The 16,039-nt window shown below is 64.5% G+C and carries 10 protein-coding genes and 1 pseudogene; 7 read left to right on the top strand and 4 right to left on the bottom strand.

The genetic code is table 11. From position 1 onward, the window contains the following. Nucleotides 1-3 precede the first annotated feature (3 nt). Nucleotides 4-2,007 carry a phosphoenolpyruvate--protein phosphotransferase gene (gene ptsP, locus QYH69_RS31495; RefSeq protein WP_308835583.1) on the top strand — a complete coding sequence of 668 codons (2,004 nt, stop codon included), beginning with the start codon at nucleotides 4-6 and terminating at the stop codon, nucleotides 2,005-2,007. 35 nt (nucleotides 2,008-2,042) lie between these two features. Here the strand turns inward: ptsP and QYH69_RS31490 are convergent, their stop codons facing one another. Beyond that, on the bottom strand, nucleotides 2,043-2,738 hold the full coding sequence (locus QYH69_RS31490) for a response regulator transcription factor (protein WP_075157949.1): 696 nt from the start codon (nucleotides 2,736-2,738) through the stop codon (nucleotides 2,043-2,045). Next, nucleotides 2,728-4,938, bottom strand: a complete 2,211-nt coding sequence (locus QYH69_RS31485) for a PAS domain-containing protein (protein ID WP_308835582.1) — start codon at nucleotides 4,936-4,938, stop codon at nucleotides 2,728-2,730. The genes QYH69_RS31490 and QYH69_RS31485 overlap by 11 nt, the downstream gene beginning before the upstream one ends. An 882-nt stretch (nucleotides 4,939-5,820) precedes the next feature. On the opposite strand from QYH69_RS31485, the gene QYH69_RS31480 reads away from it, so the two are divergent. The 4 genes from QYH69_RS31480 to QYH69_RS31465 all read left to right on the top strand — a co-directional run bounded on the left by QYH69_RS31480 (nucleotide 5,821) and on the right by QYH69_RS31465 (nucleotide 8,086). Next, on the top strand, nucleotides 5,821-6,120 hold the full coding sequence (locus QYH69_RS31480) for an H-NS family nucleoid-associated regulatory protein (RefSeq protein WP_308835581.1): 300 nt from the start codon (nucleotides 5,821-5,823) through the stop codon (nucleotides 6,118-6,120). 234 nt (nucleotides 6,121-6,354) lie between these two features. Further along, nucleotides 6,355-7,314 carry an AraC family transcriptional regulator gene (locus QYH69_RS31475; protein ID WP_308835580.1) on the top strand — a complete coding sequence of 320 codons (960 nt, stop codon included), beginning with the start codon at nucleotides 6,355-6,357 and terminating at the stop codon, nucleotides 7,312-7,314. Nucleotides 7,315-7,358: 44 nt separating this feature from the next. Continuing rightward, a complete protein-coding gene (locus QYH69_RS31470) occupies nucleotides 7,359-7,562 on the top strand; it encodes a hypothetical protein (protein ID WP_308835579.1) in 204 nt (67 codons plus the stop codon). Between the two features lie 68 nt (nucleotides 7,563-7,630). Beyond that, nucleotides 7,631-8,086 carry a DUF3331 domain-containing protein gene (locus QYH69_RS31465; RefSeq protein WP_308835578.1) on the top strand — a complete coding sequence of 152 codons (456 nt, stop codon included), beginning with the start codon at nucleotides 7,631-7,633 and terminating at the stop codon, nucleotides 8,084-8,086. A gap of 117 nt (nucleotides 8,087-8,203) precedes the next feature. Here the strand turns inward: QYH69_RS31465 and QYH69_RS31460 are convergent, their stop codons facing one another. Both QYH69_RS31460 and QYH69_RS31455 read right to left on the bottom strand, forming a co-directional pair. After that, the gene (locus QYH69_RS31460) at nucleotides 8,204-9,652 is read right to left on the bottom strand and encodes a cytochrome c peroxidase (protein WP_308835577.1); all 1,449 of its coding nucleotides are present in this window, start codon (nucleotides 9,650-9,652) and stop codon (nucleotides 8,204-8,206) included. Nucleotides 9,653-9,828: 176 nt separating this feature from the next. Then, nucleotides 9,829-11,706: an alkaline phosphatase family protein gene (locus QYH69_RS31455; RefSeq protein WP_308835576.1), complete on the bottom strand. Its 1,878-nt coding sequence runs from the start codon at nucleotides 11,704-11,706 to the stop codon at nucleotides 9,829-9,831. Nucleotides 11,707-12,542: 836 nt separating this feature from the next. On the opposite strand from QYH69_RS31455, the gene QYH69_RS31450 reads away from it, so the two are divergent. Together QYH69_RS31450 and QYH69_RS31445 are read left to right on the top strand one after the other, a co-directional pair. Next, complete coding sequence (locus QYH69_RS31450; protein ID WP_308835575.1) at nucleotides 12,543-15,740, top strand: efflux RND transporter permease subunit; 3,198 nt, start codon at nucleotides 12,543-12,545, stop codon at nucleotides 15,738-15,740. Next, nucleotides 15,730-16,039 (top strand): annotated as a pseudogene (locus tag QYH69_RS31445) (hypothetical protein); the annotation flags it as partial. The gene QYH69_RS31450 and the pseudogene QYH69_RS31445, both read left to right, overlap by 11 nt.

Below are 16,039 nucleotides of genomic sequence, written 5' to 3'. Positions count from 1 at the left end.
TCGATGCTCGAAACAGCGGTGGTGGTGAAAGTGACCGAAGGGCTGCATGCGCGGCCCGCAACGCAGTTCGCGAAGCTCGCGAAAGAGTTTTCGTGCTCGCTGCTCGTGCTGCACGGTTCGACGAGCGCCGACGCGAAAAGCGCGGTGAAACTGATGCTGCTCGGCATCCGCGAACACGACCAGATCGTGCTGCGCGCGGACGGCGCCGACGAAAGCGATGCGGTGGCGCGAATGGCGCAGTTCCTGTCTTCGCCGGAAGCGGGCGTGCAGCCGGCGAGCGCCGCGCACGCCGCCGATGCGGCGGCGTGCGGGGGCGACACGGACGCGCCCGATGCGTCGTCGCGTACCGGCGCCGGCAATGGCGCAGACGGCGATCGCTCTGGCGCACCCGCAGACGAGACGCCGCCGCTGATCGGCATACCGGCAAGCGAAGGCGTCGCATTCGGCGACGCCTTCGTGTACCTTCCCGAGCCATTACGAGCCGCGCGTCAGTTCATCGGGCCGCACGAAACGGCAACCGAAGCGATGCGCTTCGATCGCGCGTTGGACGACGCACTGGCCGCGCTCGACAGCCAGTTCGACCGGATGGGCGATCACGACGGCATTGCCGAAGCGCTCGTGAGCGTCGCGCGCAGCGACGAATTCGCGGGTGAAATCAGAACGCGCATCGCAGCGGGCCGCGACGCGACGGCCGCGACGCTCGAAGTCGGCGCGGCGCTCGCCGCATCGTTCGAGTCGATCGACGACGAGTATCTGCGCAGCCGCGCCGACGATATTCATGGCATCACGCGTCAGGTCGCCCTGCGTCTGAACGGTCAGCAGGACGCGAGCCTTGCCGGCATCGCGAAGCCTTGCGTCGTGCTCGCCTCGGATCTGACGGCGCCCGATCTCGCGCGCGCGAATGTCGCGAACATCGCGGCGCTCGTTTGCACACGCGGCAGCGCGACATCGCATCTCGCCATCATCGCGCGCTCGCACGGTATTCCCGCGGTGTTCGGTCTGGCCGTTCCCGATAGCAGGCTGCGCGGCGTGGCGCAGGTCGCCGTCGACGGCACGCTCGGTCATGTCTGGTTCGAGCCGACGCGCGCGTTGCAGGAACGGTTCGCGGCGCGCATCGACGAAGCACGCGCGCACCGCGCCGCGCTCGACGTCTATCGCGACGTCGGGCCCGTCACGCGCGCGGGCCGGCCGGTTCGCATCGCGGCGAACCTCGGTTCGCCGGACGAGATCGAGGCGGCCAAGGCGGTGGGCGCAATGGGCGTGGGCCTCTTTCGCACCGAGCTGCTGTTCATGAATCGCCGCTCGCTGCCGGGCGAGCACGAGCAATACAGCGTCTACCGTCGCGTTGCAGAAGCGTTCGCACCGCATCCGGTCGTGATCCGCACGCTCGACATCGGCGGCGACAAGCCCGTGCCCGGCATCGCGTTTGCGCGTGAAGACAACCCGTTCCTCGGCTGGCGCGGCGTGCGCATGTGCCTCGACCGTCCCGACGTGTTCAAACCGCAGTTGCGCGCGCTGTTGCGCGCGGCGAGCGCCGGCAACGTGCAGGCGATGCTGCCGATGATCGCCGACGTCGACGAAGTGCGGCGCGTCAAGGCGCTGATGGCCGAATGCGCGCGCGAACTCGCCGGCGAAGGCATTCCGTTCGGCGCACCGAAGCTCGGCATCATGATCGAAACGCCGGCGGCCGCATTGACCGCCGATATGCTTGCGCCGGAAGTCGACTTTTTTTCGATCGGCACGAACGACCTCACGCAGTACGTGATGGCCGCCGACCGCGCGAATCCGAAGCTCGCGCCGCTCTATCGATGCGATCATCCGGCGGTGCTGCGCGCGATCGCGATGGTCTGCGACGCGGCGCGGCAGGCCGGCATCGAGGTCGCGGTGTGCGGCGAGGCGGCCGCGCAACCGCGGATGATTCCGCTGCTGGTCGGTCTCGGCGTCGACGAACTGAGCATGAGCCCCGCGTGCGTGCTGCGTGCCAAGAAGATCGTCAGCGAGCTGTGAGCCCGCCCGAAAGCTACCCGCGATTGAATGCGCGACTAAACCCGCGGCGCCGTTCTTATGCTGACAAACGACGGCGCGCCGAGCGCGGCCTTCACGCCGAGCGCCTCCGCCTTCAGCACGAAATCGGCGAGCGAGCGCGCTTCCATCTTCTTCATGGCCTGACTGCGGTAAATTTTCACGGTGATTTCGCTGAGTTTCATTTCGGCCGCGATCTGCTTGTTCAGCAGGCCGCTCGCGACGAGCGCCATCACCTCGCGCTCGCGCGGCGTCAGCGAGTCGTAGCAGCGCCGCAAGCCGGCGAACGAACGGTCCGCCTGGCGCCGCTCCTGGTCGGCGGCCAGCGCCTCGGAGACCGCGTCGAGCATGTCCTGGTCGCGAAACGGCTTCGCGAGAAAATCGTGGGCGCCGGCTTTCATCGCTTTCACCGACATCGCAATGTCGCCATGCGCGGTCATGAACACGATCGGCATGCGGATCTGGTGCGCGGCAATCTGCTCCTGGACTGCGAGTCCACTTTGTCCTTTCAGGCGCACGTCGAGAATGAGGCACGCGGGAGCGTCGGGCCGCTCGGCGGCGAGAAAATCCTGCGCGCTCGAGAATGTCTTCACCTTGAGGCCGATCGAGCGGAGTAACGTGCTGACGGCATCGCGCATCGACTCGTCGTCGTCGACGACGTAGACGATCGCGTTGTCCGCGACGTTCACGGGTTCGTTGGCGGCTTCACTGCTCATTGCTGTCTCCCATCGTTACGGGCAAGGTAAATTGCAGCACGGCGCCGCCTTCGGGCGGCGACTCAGCCCAGATGCGGCCGCCGTGCGCTTCGACGATAGAACGGCAGATCGACAGTCCGATGCCCATGCCCTCGGACCTGGTCGTGAAAAACGCTTCGAAGAGCTGCTCGGCGTGTTCGGCGCTGATGCCGGTGCCGGAGTCCCTGACAATCACATGCGCATGCTGCGCATCGGCCATGCGCGTCGCGACCCACATCCTCTTTTCGCGGCCCGTGACCGACGCCATCGCCTGCGCGCCGTTCATGATGAGGTTGATCAATACTTGTTGCAACTGTACCCGGTCGCCGTTGATCTGCGGCGATGGCGTCACGTATGCGATTTCGAGCTCGACGCGATGATCGTGCAGTTCGTGCAGCACGAGCTCGATCGATTCGTCGACGAGCGCGTTCAGGTCGAGCACCGCATACGTGGGGCCGCGCTTTTGCGCCATCGAGCGGATCCGCCAGACGATGTCGCTGGCGCGCTTCGCGCTGCGTATCGCCTTGTCGATCGCGTCGCGCGCCTCGGCCAGATCGGGCTCGGGCCGGTCGAGCCAACGCAGCGCCGCGTGACCGCAGGTGACGATCGCCGCGATCGGCTGGCTCACCTCGTGCGCGATCGACGCGGTCAGCTCGCCGAGCATCGTGACGCGCGTCACGTGGGCGAGCTCGGTCATCGAGCGCGTGAGCGCCTCTTCGGTCTGTTTGGCTTCGGTCACATCCATCAAGGCTCCGACGTACTCGAACCGCCCGGACTGGCGCGCGCTCAAATGAGCGACAAAATGCACGTGTTTGACGGACCTGTCCGGCATGACGAGCCGGTACTCGATATCGATGAACGGCGCCTCGGCCAGTACTTGCCGGTAGCTCTGGCGCACGAGCGCGACGTCTTCGGGATGCGTGCGCGCGAGGATCAGATCCATGCCTGGAACGACGTTCGCAGCATAGCCCAAAATGCGATGCGCCTCTTGCGACCAGAGCATTTCACCATCCGGAAGTTTCATTGCGATGCTGCCCGTTCGCGAAAGCCGCTGGCCCTCGGCGAGAAACGCTTCGCTGCGCTCGAGCGCTTCCTCCACGCGCTTGCGCTCCTCGATATCGGTATTGATGCCATACCAGCGCACGATCTGGCCGGTCGTATCGAAGAGTGGCTCCGCGCAAATATGCATCCAGCGGTACAGCCCGTCCTTGCGGCGCAGGCGCGCGGTGCCTTCGAACGACGCGCCGGTCGCGACCGCGGTGCGCCAGTCGTTTTCGAGTCGCGGCAGGTCATTCGGATGAACGAGCCTGCGCCACAGACTCTGGTCGTTCTGGGGTGCATGCGTGCGCGCGATGTCGAACGCATCCCAGCGTCGATTGACGGGTTCGATCGTGCCGTCGTGCGTCGACGCCCAGATCATCCCGGGAATCGCTTCGAGCATCGCGCTCATTTCGTCCTGCTTGCGCTGCAGTTCCGCTTGCAGAAGCTTGCGGCACGTGATGTCGTTATCGGTCGCGAGCACGGCGCGCGGTTTGCCGCGTTCGTCGCGCAGCAGCGCGAGGCGGCTCGCGATCATCACGACGCGGCCGTCGCGGCGCGTGCGTTCGAGCTCGCCGTCCCAGCGGCCGTCCCGCAGCAACGCGGCGCGCACGTCGGCGGCATCGGGAAAGCGCGTCTGCGTGAGTTCGTGAATCGGCTGCGAGAGCGCGCGATGCGCGGGCCATCCGTAAAGCTTTTCCGCGCCCTGATTCCAGAACGCGATGCGGTCTTTCATGTCGTAGACGACGATCGCGTCGTGCGTCAGGTTCAGCAGATGGATCTGCTCGACGAGACGCGCGGTGCCGCTCTGATGGCGCACGGCGATCAACGACGTGACGGCGATCGCGATCAGGCTCATCGCGCCGCGCCCGCCGGCGTCGCCCGCAATACAGTCCGTGTGCGAGATGGCGAGCGCGATCAGCGTCAGCGCGGAACAGATCCATGCGGTGACGATCGTCGCGCGCCGCGAGCCGCTCATGGCGACCAGCAGAACCACGACGACATAGAGAACGGCAACCGCGATGTGAAGCGGCGTCAGTGTGTCGGCGTAAAACACAGCGGACGCAAGCGCCGCTGCGAGTATGCGCAGCGCGCGAGCGTCGGGGCGGCGCACCTGGTCAAATGTGCGTCTGGGGAATTTCACGGCAACTGGGAGAGCGCACCGCGCCTGTGCGGGAAGCACGGGTGCGGTGTGACAGAAGATCGGTCTGTTCGCAGCAGACACGCTGCCGCAACGGCCGGCAGCGCTGTCCGCCAAAAGCGCGATATATAGCATGGCCGGGAACCCGCCGAGAAGTCGCGCAGTGCCTCGCGTATCGCCACGCCGTGCGCAAAGCGTGCGGGCTCCGGTTCGTCGGTCTGGCCGGTAATGTACGCGCGCATGCCGCGTGGCCGGATAACCCCACTTCAATCGTATCGGTCACGCGCGCGCCGCGCGGCCGCTCGTGAGCACCGGCATCGGCCGCCACTCAACCCCTGCCCGACGGACTTGTTTCCAGTTGCCGTTTCCTCTTGACGCTGAAGAGCGAGATTCAGCGATGCGCGTTTTTTTGTTCACTACAGTGCCGGCGATTCGCCGCTCTGCCGACGTGCATTCTGACGATGCTTGTGTGGCGGGTCACGCGTAGCGGGCCCGGCGATCCGGGACGATTCGCACTGAATATCCACCGGCATCGAGTGTAGTCACTGGGCATCGGCTGTCTTTTAGCGGCAGTCGCAATTTGTCGAAATCGCACGATTCGAGCACACGCCGTTCCCGTTCGCACGAGATACCGGCCCGCGACGGCTGACGCGTACCACCATTTGGGCGAACCGTCGGCAGTCCATGCGAAGCCGCTTCGCGCGAACCGCGCGTGCGCGGTTACTACATCGGCCCGGAGAGGACGTGCATATTTGAATCGGCACGTGCTGTTCGGCAAATGCGGGGCGCGCGAGCCTCGGTACTCTGCCGCAATGACGACGCGTTCGATGGATTCGGGGTTGAATCTTTCCGAATTGGTTCAGAATGGATCTCCGAGGAGCCCGCATGACCCGCGCAGTACCACTGCCTCTCGAAGGCGAAGCGCGCGAACGCCTGATTCGCTGGATCCGGCGCCGCATGAAGGAATGCGGCATCACGTTCGACGCACTCGAGCAGGCGCTCGTCGACGACGCGCGCGAACTCGGCGCGATCCGCTATCGCGATGCATACGGCAATACATGGACCGGAGCCGGCGATATGCCGTCGTGGCTCAGACGCGCGGTGGCCGCCGGACAGAGCATCGAGCATTTCCGGACACGCAGTCATCAGTGTTTTGACTGTCTGTCGTATCGGCAAACGCGCTGACGGCGCGGCCGCCATCGAATCCCGCACGGGATTGCCGCTATCGACGCATGCGCGTACGCACAGTACGCAAATCGGATTAGACGATTAAACCTGCAGATGAGTTGAGCAAACCAACAGTGGCTCATGCCAATCCTTTGTAGGGCTAGTTGGACCGGGTCTGTTCGGATACCTTTGAGTGAGCGCGGGAAGCTGTGATTCCCGCATCGCATGACACTCACTTCGCGCAGGCCGCTCATGATTGCCTTGTCGACTCATTCAACTGAAATCGCCACGGACGCCGTGCGCAGAAAAAACGGCAACCCGATCCATTCCGAGCATCACTGGCGCTACCCCGTCGTCGACGAGGCGCGCGATTCGCTTCCGTATGGGGAAATGATGGTCGCGCGCTGGACGCGCAACGACGCCGGTTCGTTCGAGGCGTCGCATCAGGGGCATGCTGGATACCACTGCATCGGGCTGAACCTCAAGTGCACGACGCTCAATTTCGAGCACGCGGGACGCTCGATCGTGTCGGGCCGTGTGACGGCCGGCGCCGTGCAGGTCACCGCGCCGACGGTTCCTGTCAGCGTGCGCTTCGAGTCGCCCGGCGACGTGCTGCACCTGTTCGTGTCGCAGCAGGCGCTCGCCGAGTGCTTCGAGGACCTGTTCGGCCACGCGCACGCCGGAGACATCGTGCTCGCCGATCCGCGCATTTTGCGCGACCCGACGCTCGAGCGGCTCGGACAGGCGCTGGCGGTTTCGCATTCTACCGACGCCGCCTCGGGCAAGCTGTTTACCGACAGCGTGTGCCTCGCGATCGTGTCGCGGCTCGTGTCGCGCTATTTCACGGCGGCGGCGCGGCAAACGCGCGAAGCGGCGGCGCTGCCGCAGTGGCGTATGCGCCGCACGATCGAATTCATCGAGGCGCATTTGTCCGACTCGATCGGTCTGGCCGAGATGGCGCAAAGCGCAGGACTCACGCGCATGCACTTTGCCGCGCAATTCCGCCGCGCGACGGGCTTGCGTCCGCACGAATACCTGTTGCGGCGCCGGATCGAGCACGCGCAACAGCTGTTGACGCGCTCGAAACACAGCATGCTCGATGTTGCATTGAGCTGCGGCTTCCGCTCGCAGTCGCATTTCACCGCGGTTTTCAAACGGTTCGTCGGCGACACGCCGTATTGCTGGAAGGTGAAGACGAACGTCAATCAGTGAACCGGCGGTGTTCCGCCGCGAAAAGAATCACGGAGATCGAAACAATGAGCAAACCTGTACCCGCGCGCGGCGCCGAGGCTTTATTCGCCGCGGCGCGGCAGATGGCGGTGGCCCCTCAAATCGTTTACAGCAAGCCGGTTGCACTCGAGCTTCCTCAGCCGTACACCTTGCCGCCGGGCGTCGCGGCGCGCCGCCACACGCGGATTCTGAACTGCTGCGTCGTCAGCGGACGGCGCAAACCCGAATGAGCGCATCATCGGGTGTAACCGGTGAAACAGGCGGATCGAGCCGCACTTCCTTGACGACGAGGTGATTCATGCTGGCCAAGATGATGAATGCGTGCGACCCATGGCGACAGACCATCGGTTTGCTCTCTTTGATGTCGGGTCGCACCGACCCCGCGGTCACGAGGCTCGCGGCGTTGCACGTGCAATTCGAACGCAGGAACTGCCCGCTGCCGATGGCAGGCGAGCGCTTCGATGCGCAGGTTGCGCTGATCGAGCGGCCGACGTCGGCGACCGCGACGATCGCGTGGCGCGACGCGACGCACTGCTCGTATGGCGATCAGCTATGGCATGCGGCGCGTGCGCGTGTGAATGGCGTGTGCGCGATGAGCGGGCATGCGATCCATGTCGGCGACGCCGTGTTCAAGCCGCGCCGCGGCCGGCCGGCGCCGCTCAATGCGAGCGCGATGATTCTCGCCACGGTGCTCAACGAAGCGGCCAGTGTCGGCGCGCAGGCGTGCTTTCCGACTGCGCCGGCGGTGGCGTGAGTCACGGCGCGAGCCGTCGACAGAGCCCGAACGCGAGACGGAAAAGACACGTGCCGACGCCGTGCAGGAGAGCGTCGGCGTTCTCGCGCCGCCTCTGCGGCGCGACCGATCGGCAGATCAGTTGCCCGAAGGCTTGTAGCCGTCGGTCAGCGTATTGATGAACGCGATGATGTCGCGGATCTCGCCGTCGGTCATCGGCGGCTGGTCGCCGGGCTTGCGATCGAACGGCGCGTCGGCGACGTCGATATTCGCCTGATATTTCGCCGGCAGATCGTCGTACTTCGCGACCTTGCCAGACGCATCGCGCGGATAGATCCTGTCCGGACTCGTGTTGCGCAGGTTATAGAAGTCCATCACGTGCTGGAGGTCGTGATAGACGCCGTTGTGGAAGAACACGTGGCGCGTCGCGGCGTTGCGCAGCGTCGGCGTGAGGAACATGCCGCAGTACTGCGTGAGGTCCTTCACATCGTCGCGGAAGGGGCCGCAAACGCCCATGTCGTAGAACTTCGGATCCTTGTTGATCGCGAGATCGCGATTGCGCGGCACGCCAAGCGCTTCGTATTGCGTATCGGTGAAAAGCGGCGGCAGACCGTCGCGAGTCGGCTTGCTCAGGTGGCAACCCGCGCAGTTCGCCTTGTCCGGATCGTTGAAAAGACGCATGCCGTGCAGTTCCGCTTGCGTGAGGCGCGCCTTGCCCTGCAGCCAGTAATCGTACTTGCTGGTGAACGGGTGGAACGACGGGTCTTCGTACTGATAGCGGCCGACGGCGAACATCGCTTCTTCGACGAGCAGGTCCGGACGGTTCGCGATCGAATCGCCGAACAGCTTCTTGAACTGGTCGAGATACTTCGTGCCCGTCAGCTTGCGAGCGACGTCGGCGACGCTGGTATTGGCCATCTCGACGGGGTTCAGCATCGGTCCGATCGCCTGATCCTGCAGCGTGCTGGCGCGACCGTCCCAGAAGAGGCCGCCTTGCGGCACCATCGCGGGCGCGGCAGGCGCGACGCCCGCTGTCTTGACGGCGCGCTGCACGCCGGAGGCAGCGGACGCGAGTTGCTGAAGGCTGACCGGTGCCGCATCCATGTCGCCCTGGTCCGGGCCGATACTGAACGGCGCCTGGCGGTAAAGGTAGGTCAGGGAAGGCGGTGGACGATAGCCGGCGTCGGTCATATGCGGGCCGCCGAGCTGTACCGAGAGATCGTTCGCCGGGCCATAGGCATGCTCGGGGCTATGGCACGACGCGCACGACTGCTTGCCCGATGCGGACAACGACGTGTCGAAGAAGATCTGCCGGCCCAGTTGTGCGACGGCGCTCAACGGTTGCTGCGGCGGCAGCATCAGATGGACCGGTTGCGGATTCGCGCCGGTGAAGTCTTCGACGATCGTGCCGATCGCAGGCGGCATCCGCTCGGGATAGATCGCGGCGTATGCGGCAAAGGCAGCGCATCCCGCGACGACGACGGCGAGCGTCCAGCCGACGATACGCTTCACCGCGTGCTTCGCGGCGCCGCGATTCGAATCGTTACCGGCGGGCAAGGTGGGCGGCAGGGTGTTCGGAAGACTCATGGCGATATGGGCAACGAGGGATAAGGCAAAAAAAATGTCGAGCCAGCACGGATTACGCACTGGCTCGACACCGGTTACGGCTTGACGCGTTTCCCGCTACGTCGCGCCTCGCTGGAGACCGCTAGCGGCGCGGCGCACCGCGCGGGACATGATGCGTCTGTCATTCACACTGCCGCTCAGTTCGTCGGCGCCGCGGCGAGCTTCGTGCCGAAGGTCGGATCGAGGAACACCGTCGGCGTCGTACCCGTCGCGTTCAGCATGCTGCGGATGTCGCCCGCGTCGGCATCGAACGAACCGCTGCCGAGGCGTTGGCCGCCGAGCCAGTTGTCTTCGATGAACTTCACGACCGACGCCTGTGAAATCTGCGTATGGTCGACGAAGTTGGCCTTCGCCCACGGCGAGATCAGCAGGAACGGCGTACGCGTCGCCGGCCCACAGCGGCCGTTCACGACATTGCCGCTCACGCCCTTCGGCTGGACCGCGTTCGGCCCCGTGCATTGACCGGCCGCGATCAGCTGGTCGGCGCCCTGGAACACCGGCTTGGTCGCAGCGGAACTGTTGCTTGCAGTGATCTTCAGCGAGGTGTCAAACGACGCGTGCGTGATCGTCGGTGCCTGGTGGTCGTACCAGCCGTCCGAGTCGTCATAGGCAACGACGACGGCGGTGTTCTTCCAGTCCGGTTGCTGCTGCAGGAAGTTCACGACCTTCACGACGAACTGCTGCTCGTCAAGCGGATCCGAGTTGCCCGGGTGACCGTCGCCAACCGCCGGCGCCTTCAGGAAGCTGACCGACGGGAAGTTGCCTGCCGTCACAGCGCTGAAGAAGTCGTTGACGTCGTACTGGTGGTGAACCGGCGTCGCCGTGTTGTCGAGCGTCGGATCGGTAAAGCCGATCATCGAGGGCGACGACGGGCGCTGGTGCGTCAGGTTGGCGGTCGACGGGAAGTACTGGAACCACGCGTGGTGCTGCACGTAGTCCGTCGATGCACTGTTCAGCACCGACGAGAAGGTCGAGCGCTTGCAGCCGATCGTGCCGTTCGGGTTGGTGGCCGTCAGATCGAAGCCGCCCATGAAGCCGCCCCACGTGACATTCTTTGCGTTCAGCAGGTCGCCGATATTCTTGACCGTCGGCGCGAACTGCGCGACGACTGCTCCCACGCTGTTGCCCTGGTTGGTACAGACGTCACCGGCCGGGTCGAGGTCGCCGATCAGCGTGAAGCCGCTCGCGCCGTCGATGATTGCGTTGCCGGTCGGGGACGTGCTTGTGTCGGTGACCTGAGTGCCAAGGCTCGAGTCGGTGGTGGACGTCGTCTTGAACAGCTGGATGCCGTTGTTCTGGCCAGCGACCACTGCGACCGCTCCGGGTGTCGACGGACCGAATGTGTCTGTCCACGCGTTATCGCTCATCGCGAAGTTTTGGGCGTAGTTCCAGTAACCCGTCACCGTGTTGCCGTCGAAGTAGCCGAGCACCTGTGCAGCTGACCCGAACTGGCCCGTGCTGCCGCTGAGCACGCTGCTCGCCGCGGTGAAGAGCGGGAACGCGTCCATCTTGTTGTTGTCGGCAGCGAGCTGTTCCGGACCGTAGCTATGGTTCTGGCTCTTCGTGTTCGCCTGCGTGCGGTCGAGACGGAACGGTTGAGAGGTCGTCGTGGTCAGCGTGACGCCATTGACATTGGGCGGCTGCGTGGATACCCCATTAATCGTGGCCGCAGCAACGTTCGGCGACGCGGCAGCTCCGTTCGGATTGTTCGGTGCCAGCAAGCCGGCGTTCTGGAGGGTGTTGATATCCTTTTGCGTATTGGCGGCGGCCGTGACTTGCGGTTCGCCCGCTGCGTTCGTCGAATTCGGATACGTGGCGAAGTAGTGATCGAACGAAACGTTCTCACCGTAGATCACGACGAGGTGCTTGATTGGCGTGGCCGTCTGCAGTGCGTCCTGCGGGCTGACCGAGGCGGCCGGCGTCGACGAATTGTTGTTGTTGTTGTCGTCGCCGCACGCGGCAAGCGTCAGCAGCGCTGCTGCCAACGCCATGGGTAGGATCGCTTTGCGAAACATAGAAGGGGGGCTCCAATTTTCAATGTCGCTGTTCCAGCTCACCCGTCTCGCGCGTGGTGTGAACTGGGATTCTTTGTGGTTGCTGGTTGGTACAGCCGCAGGCCTGCAGACCGCTCCGGATGAAACAGCGCGAATTGAAACACCGGCTTATTAAGTTTGTGAGGCGCAAACTTTTCTGAATGCTTTCTTTATTTTTCTATTTCATTTGTATGGACTAAGCCATACAAAGTCGCGACGGGGCGCGACGGGCGCTTCGCGGGCGGCGGCGGGGCAAAAAATAAACGGTAATAAAAAAAACTATGTTGCCCGGGGTGTGCATAATGGTTGCCCACGCAGGCATGCGCAGCATCCGCAAGCGCCTGTTTCAACGGCAATAAGGGCCGTTGCGGCAGCATTGAAGCGAGATCGCGCACGCGCGAAATATGGTTGCAGTAGCATCTTTCGCAGCGCCGAAGCAGCGCGTGCAGGCCTGCAAAATATTCAGCGTTTGTGTAAATTCCCGCTTGGTCGGTCGATATGCATCGCGAACGCAGTGCATATCGGCACCGCACGATCCTCGCAATGCTCCGTTTATGTTTCAGAAAGGATTTGGAAAGGATTTATCGCCGGTCACCTGTAGCGAGACTGCGATCGGACCTCGCTCGCGGTCCTTTCGAAGAAGTGAAGCGCACCACCCCGCGCCTCCATCAGCCGCCGCCGTAAGCGGCGATGGCCATGCCGATACCGATCTCATGCGCGCCGCAGCGGGCAACGTGCGGCGCGGCTGTATCTTTTGCGGTGTCGCGGCGGCGTATATCAGGCGCTTTTCCCTGTAACCGTTCTACCCAGGAATACTCATGCTCGGCCTGGTACGTATTGCCCTTCGGCGGCCATACACCTTCGTCGTGCTGGCGATCGTCATCTTCATCATCGGGCCGCTGTCCGCGCTGAAGACGCCAACCGACATCTTCCCCGACATCCGCATTCCGGTGATCAGTATCGTGTGGCAGTACACGGGCCTGCCGCCGGACCAGATGGCCGGCCGCATCACGTCGACGTTCGAACGCACGATCACCACGACGGTGAACGACGTCGAGCACATCGAGGCGGAATCGATCAACGGCTTCGCGGTGATCAAGGTGTTCTTCCAGCCGGGCGTGAACATCGCGACCGCGAACGCGCAGGTCACGGCCGTCGCGCAGACGCAGTTAAAGCAGTTGCCGCCCGCGACCACGCCGCCGCTGATCCTGAACTACAACGCGTCGACGGTGCCGATCATCCAGCTCGCGCTATCGGGCAAGGGCCTCTCCGAGCAGAACCTCGGCGACCTCGGTTTGAACCAGTTGCGTCCGCAGCTCGTGACGGTGGCCGGCGCATCGATTCCGTATCCGTTCGGCGGCAAGACGCGCCAGGTGCAGATCGACGTCGATCCGGCGAAGCTGCAGGCGCGCGGACTGTCCGCGCAGGATGTCGCGAACGCGCTCGCCACGCAGAACCTGACCACGCCGGTCGGCACCGCGAAGATGGGCGACCACGAATACGTGCTGCAGCTGAACAATGCGCCGTCGCTGATCCGCGATCTCGCCGACTTGCCGGTCAAGGCGGTGAACGGCACGACGGTCTATATCCGCGACGTCGCCAACGTACGCGACGGCGCGCCGCCGCAAACCAATATCGTGCACGTGAACGGCCACCGCTCGGTGCTGATGTCGGTCTTGAAGAACGGCTCGGTCTCGACGCTCGCGATCATTGCGGGCATCAAGCAGCACGTCGCCGACGCGCGCGCGGCGCTGCCCGACAATTTGCAGATTGATCCGATCGGCGACCAGTCGCTGTTCGTGCGCGCGGCCGTGAGCGGCGTGGCGCGCGAAGCGGTGATCGCCGCCGTGCTGACGAGCCTGATGATTCTGCTGTTCCTCGGCAGCTGGCGCTCGACGGTCATCATCGCCACCTCGATTCCGCTCGCCATTCTCGGTTCGATCATCGCGCTGTCGGCGCTCGGCGAGACGCTCAACATCATGACGCTCGGCGGCCTTGCGCTCGCGGTCGGTATTCTGGTCGACGACGCAACCGTGACCATCGAGAACATCAACTGGCACCTCGAGCACGGCAAGCCCGTCGAAGACGCGATTCTCGACGGCGCCGCGCAGATCGTCACGCCGGCGTTCGTCTCGCTGCTGTGCATCTGTATCGTGTTCGTGCCGATGTTCTTCCTCAGCGGCGTCGCGCGCTTCCTGTTCGTGCCGATGGCCGAGGCCGTGATCTTCGCGATGGTGTCGTCGTTCATCCTGTCGCGTACGCTCGTGCCGACCATGGCGAACTTCCTGCTGAAGCCGCACGACGCCGCGCACGAAGGGGACGGGCACAAGCCGCCGTCGCGCAACCCGCTCGTGCGTTTCCAGAGAGGCTTCGAAGCGCGTTTCGAGCGCACCCGGGTCGTCTATCGCGGTCTGCTCACGCTCGCGCTCGATCATCGCAAGGTCTTCCTGACCGGCTTTCTCGGCTTCGTGCTGGTGTCGTTCGCGCTCGTGCCGTTTCTCGGCCGCAACTTCTTTCCCGCCGTCGATGCGGGGCAGATCCTGATGCACGTGCGTGCGCCGGTCGGCACGCGCGTCGAACGGACCTCGGAAATCTTCGCGAATATCGAGGATGCGGTGCGCACGATCGTTCCGCCGGACGAGCTCGGCACCGTCGTCGACAATATCGGGCAGCCGGTCAGCGGTATCAACACGGCGTACAACAACACGGGCACGATCGGTTCGCAGGACGGCGATATCCAGATCGAGCTGAAGGAAGGCCACGCGCCGACCGCCGACTATGTGCGCCGGATGCGCGAAGAGCTGCCGCGCCGCTTTCCGGGCGAGACGTTCTCGTTCCCGCCGGCGGACATCATCAGCCAGATCCTGAACTTCGGCTCGCCCGCGCCGATCGATCTGCAGGTGCGCGGCAACAACCTCAACGGCAACTTCGCCTATGTGAACGCGGTGCTGCGCGAGATCCGCGAGGTGCCGGGCGTCGTCGACGCGCGCATCCAGCAGTCGCAGCAGATTCCGACGTTCAACGTGAACGTCGACCGCACGCGCGCGCAACTGCTCAACATCACCGAGCGCGACGTGACGAACAGCCTCGTGGTGAACCTCGCCGGTTCGAGCCAGGTCGCGCCGACGTACTGGCTCAACAACGCGAACGGCGTGTCGTACCCGATCGTGATGCAGACGCCGCAGTACACGCTCGATTCGCTGTCCGCGCTGCGCAACATACCGATCACGGCCGGCGCACCGCTCAACGCGCAGGTGCTGGGCGGCCTCGCGAGCTTCGATCGCACCGCGACGAGTTCGGTCGTGAGCCAGTACAACATCGTGCCGATGGTCGAAATCTTCGCGGCGACGCAGGATCGCGATCTCGGCGCGGTCGCTTCCGACATCCAGAAGATCGTCGCGCGGCATGCGAAGGAGCTGCCGAAGGGCTCGAACGTCGCGCTGCTCGGCCAGGTGCAAACGATGAATGCCGCGTTCGGCGGCATGCTGTTCGGCCTGCTCGGTGCGGTCGTGCTGATCTACCTGCTGATTGTCGTGAACTTCCAGTCGTGGTCCGACCCGTTCGTGATCGTCTCCGCGCTGCCGGCGGCATTGGCCGGCATTGTCTGGATGCTGTTCGCGACGCACACCACGTTGTCGGTGCCGGCGCTGACCGGCGCGATCATGTGCATGGGCGTCGCGACCGCGAACTCCATTCTGGTGGTGAGCTTCTGCCGCGAGCGGCTCGCGGAGCACGGCGATCCGGTCAAGGCCGCGATCGAAGCCGGCTTCACGCGTTTCCGCCCGGTGCTGATGACCGCGCTCGCGATGATCATCGGCATGTTGCCGATGGCGCTCGCGCTCGGCGAAGGCGGCGAGCAGAATGCGCCGCTCGGCCGCGCGGTGATCGGCGGCCTGCTGTTCGCGACCACCGCTTCGCTGTTCTTCGTTCCTATCCTGTTTAGCATTATTCACGCGCGCGACAAACGCGCGGCAAGCCCGGCATCCGCCTCGGGAGGTCCTGCTCATGTCGTCTGAATCCGTTGAACCCGGTTTTGAATCCAGATATGCGGGTGAGCCGCCGCGCCGCCGGCTCGTCACGGCCGGCATCGTCGGTGTCGTGCTGGTCGTCGCCGTGGTTGCGGCGGGCCTCACGGTGCGCGCGTCAGACTCGCGCAAGCTGAAGAGCTGGACCGACGCGCAGGCGGTGCAAACCGTCAGCATCGTCGCGCCCGTCAAGGATGCGCATGGCCCGACGCTGACGCAAGTCGGAGGCCAAGCGGTCTTAGGAAGACAAAACATTCTACCAACTCCTTGGCTCACAGAACGACATGGCT

The sequence above is a fragment of the Paraburkholderia sp. SARCC-3016 genome (assembly GCF_031119615.1).
In the GTDB taxonomy this organism is placed as follows: domain Bacteria; phylum Pseudomonadota; class Gammaproteobacteria; order Burkholderiales; family Burkholderiaceae; genus Paraburkholderia.
The sequence above is the reverse complement of the archived record's forward strand: the minus strand, read 5'-3'. Positions and strand labels throughout refer to the sequence as shown.

Bases quoted from the DNA above. Each gene is read 5' to 3' on its own strand.
- QYH69_RS31455 (WP_308835576.1), bottom strand. From the start codon at position 11,706: ATGTTTCGCAAAGCGATCCTACCCATGGCGTTGGCAGCAGCGCTGCTG.
- QYH69_RS31460 (WP_308835577.1), bottom strand. From the start codon at position 9,652: ATGAGTCTTCCGAACACCCTGCCGCCCACCTTGCCCGCCGGTAACGAT.
- QYH69_RS31450 (WP_308835575.1), top strand. From the start codon at position 12,543: ATGCTCGGCCTGGTACGTATTGCCCTTCGGCGGCCATACACCTTCGTC.
- QYH69_RS31490 (WP_075157949.1), bottom strand. From the start codon at position 2,738: ATGAGCAGTGAAGCCGCCAACGAACCCGTGAACGTCGCGGACAACGCG.
- QYH69_RS31475 (WP_308835580.1), top strand. From the start codon at position 6,355: ATGATTGCCTTGTCGACTCATTCAACTGAAATCGCCACGGACGCCGTG.
- QYH69_RS31465 (WP_308835578.1), top strand. From the start codon at position 7,631: ATGCTGGCCAAGATGATGAATGCGTGCGACCCATGGCGACAGACCATC.
- QYH69_RS31480 (WP_308835581.1), top strand. From the start codon at position 5,821: ATGACCCGCGCAGTACCACTGCCTCTCGAAGGCGAAGCGCGCGAACGC.
- QYH69_RS31470 (WP_308835579.1), top strand. From the start codon at position 7,359: ATGAGCAAACCTGTACCCGCGCGCGGCGCCGAGGCTTTATTCGCCGCG.
- ptsP (WP_308835583.1), top strand. From the start codon at position 4: ATGCTCGAAACAGCGGTGGTGGTGAAAGTGACCGAAGGGCTGCATGCG.